Source organism: Mesotoga sp. UBA5825 (assembly GCF_002432955.1).
GTDB lineage: Bacteria > Thermotogota > Thermotogae > Petrotogales > Kosmotogaceae > Mesotoga.
In genome coordinates, this window is the sequence record NZ_DJHG01000006.1 from 1,392 (window position 1) to 4,589 (window position 3,198).

The following is a 3,198-nucleotide window of genomic DNA, read 5'->3' on the forward strand; positions in this document are numbered from 1 at the left end:
ATCCTAGAATTTGTATATTCGAGTTCCTTACTGATAGACGATCTCCACTCAAGGGATGTTTCCTCGCCTATCTTCCTTAGTTTTCCTATAGTGTCTCTTATCTTCGTCAGCGATTGACGAATGCGCATTACGAAAACGGCATCAGGAGCAACTGCCTTGACTTTGTTAAGGACATCCTTCTTATGGTTGCGATAAATTTCGGCGTGGCGCTTCAAGTTGTCAAGATTGTTGATAATCTTGTCCAGTTGATCATGCGTGAGATCTTGTAGTTGTGCTACATCAAAACTCACAAGATCTACGTCATGCAAAGCTGCCAGATTGCCGTGAAGCTCAAATGCTGAAATCTCAAGAGAAGTTCTCTTTTCGTGCAGTCTTCTAACATAGCTGTTGAGTCTTTCTCTTATCTCCTTGAGTCTAGAGAGTTCACGCTCCAGGCTTTTCGTATCTACAGCATGGTTGTTAGCTTCATTTAGCACTCGTTCCAGCTCGTCCAGGACCACTCTCTTCCCTGTTTTCTTACTGTGAAGCTCCAGGCAAAAATCTCCCAATTCACAATCATCCAGACGGCGCTTTACAACTTCGAGTGCTGCCATTTTCTCGCTTACGAAAAGGACTCTTTTACCCTGACTCAGGGACTCCGCAATAATATTCGCTATCGTCTGACTCTTTCCAGTCCCGGGAGGTCCCTGTATCACGAGGTCTTGACCGCTTTTCACGGCAAGGATAGCCTCTTGCTGACTCGAGTCGGCATCTAGTATCTGATAGCAGTTTAGAGGATCGTTTTCCACATCCAAATCTGGAAGCTCGTCGTGTTCATTATCTGGTGCAATCAACGGCTTCCCCTCTGCAATTGTTCTCAACACAGAGTTTTCGAATATCATGTCTTCATAGTTCTCAAGGTCTTTGTACATGGCAAGCTTGGCAAAAGAGAAGACCCCTAAAGCCACGTCTTCAATAACCGACCAGCCCTCGATCGGTTCAATTAGCTTTCTGACTTTTACAAGTAGATCTCTTAGGGTCGACTCCTCAAGCGACATTTCCTGATCATAAGTAGATTCCAGGTCAAGGCCAAATTCCTGCAGTTTTTCGGAAAGTGTTGGATTAAGTACAATGTCGTCATCGATGATCCTTACGGAATAGGGTGAGGCAATTGTCTCGCGGCTAATGGAAACTGGAACAAGGAGTAAAGGGGAAACCACAAAGCTCTTGTTATAATCTAATTCTTTCCACTTGAGGAAACCGAAAGCCATAAAAAGGGTATTGATTCCCATTTCCTCGTAAGAAGTCCTGGACTTAAGTTTTAGTCTATTGAGAACAAGATTCATTTCCTTTTCTTCGCGGTCAGCCTGTATCTGGTTTGCTTTAAGGGAAATAGCGCTTTGATATTCTTGCTCTTTATCATCTTCAGGAGGAATCGGAACGAAGTTCATCTCTTTTTCTTGGACAACAATCTTACTGAAAATCTCACTGCTTGAAGGCTTTATAAGCATCAAATTGCTCGTCTTGCTGGTCCTGAAGTTGATCAGCCTGTTTCTCATTGTGAGATCTAGCAAAGCTTTCTTCCACTTGTCGACCTTAACGGAAACAGCGTCATTGTTTTCCATGAGATCCCTCCAAAAGCCTATCTCATACTACCGGTCTAAACAGAATAAACTAAATGATACACGCAAAACGCTGACTCAACTCACTTAAGAGTCTCTTTTTTTGCCTCGAATCAAGGATCCGTACATTCTGGTTGGCAGCACCGATTGGCTTTTTGACATACAACACTCGAGATGAACTTCTCTGGAAATCTCGAATTGCTAATGTTAACTCTGTATCTCCATATGTTCATACATTGCAGAAAACAGATTAAGCTCATTTGTCTAGAGAGATTGTATCATTTTGTAAGCAAATGAAACAATGTGAAGACCTAGGAATAATGACTTTAGATATTTGGGAAGCAAACCCCGAAAGTGCGCACTCTGGCAAATTCAAGATCAATGTATGAGATGTCTTGATTATTGAATCATCGGCAAAATACGGCGTGGCATGACTTGGGGCAGACTCTTCTTTCAAGACTTCTTTTGCTTTTAACAACCGTTCGTCTACCTTTCGTTTCAACCATTTTCACCTCTATTTCTTCTGTGGAACTTAGTGTACTCCCATCCAGTGAGTTGTAAGCATTAAGTAAAAGAACTTCCATGCACCATAAATCACATGTGTAAACAGAAATCATCTTCGCTTCAAAAAAGGCAGAAATTTGAAATTCGCAACCCAACCCACCCTTTGTCGAAAGTCTAAGGCTTTCTTGCCTCTCATGACTAGTCATTTACAACAGCCTTGCTCCAGTCAAATTGAAGAACTTCGGTGAAATCTACGTCGACGCCACCGGCTCTGGATAAGGTGATTTCAACCTTGTCTATTCCATATGAACCTGACCAATCATCAGGTGGACAATGAAGCAACATAATGGTATCGGCTTCTGCCAAGTATGAACCGTTTCCTTCAAAATCCTCTATTCTTGGCATCTTTCCAGCATTTCTGTACGCTGAGTGTTTCAGCTTGGTCGCAACGATGAATACAATGCCCAGGGTCATTCCAACTTGCTTTAGAAGGCCACAAGCTTTCCTCTTTCCTGACAGGAGGTAAAGGTCGTCGATGAAGAAGATTTCGACCCCTCTAGAGTGATGGAGTTCGGCAGCAACTTCTATCGTTCTTTCTATGCTACGTTCCTTCAAATCTACAATATCTAATGTGAGCTGCTTCAGTTCATACAAACTGCGATTCAATTCATCTAATTCATCTGTGGGCAGATCTTTCGTATCTTCCAGCTTTAGCTGTGATTCGAAAACTCTTCGCAAAAGTCTTGTCTGAAGGTTTTTGGAAGGCTCGCTACATGAGAAAAAGGCAACTCGCCCACCTTCAAGTGCGAATTTATATGCCAGGTTTAGCAGAAACGTTGTCTTTCCGCTCATATGGAGTCCTCCAACCACTACTAGATGCCCGCTTGTTATTGGTTGGAGATAATTAGATAGACCTCTGTAAGGCCAGTTCAGATTCTTCATAAACCACCTCGAAGTATCTGCCGTTGATCTGCTGTTAAGCTTACCATTCCACAACTTAAATCTATACTACAGCAGCTACACTGCCTTCATTAAATCATTAAATAGGGCTTCCTGTTAATGCTTTGGCGAAGAGGTTTGTTGAATTCCGTTT

The 3,198-nt window shown here is 42.5% G+C and carries 2 protein-coding genes; both read right to left on the minus strand.

Going from position 1 to position 3,198, the window contains the following annotated elements:
• Positions 1–1,604, minus strand: a 1,604-nt coding sequence (locus B3N33_RS00230) for a DUF4011 domain-containing protein (protein WP_292591755.1), incomplete at its 3' end; no start/stop codon positions are given.
• 699 nt (positions 1,605–2,303) lie between these two features.
• A complete protein-coding gene (locus B3N33_RS00235; RefSeq protein ID WP_292591757.1) occupies positions 2,304–3,047 on the minus strand; it encodes a DnaB-like helicase C-terminal domain-containing protein in 744 nt (247 codons plus the stop codon).
• Between the last annotated feature and the right edge of the window lie 151 nt (positions 3,048–3,198).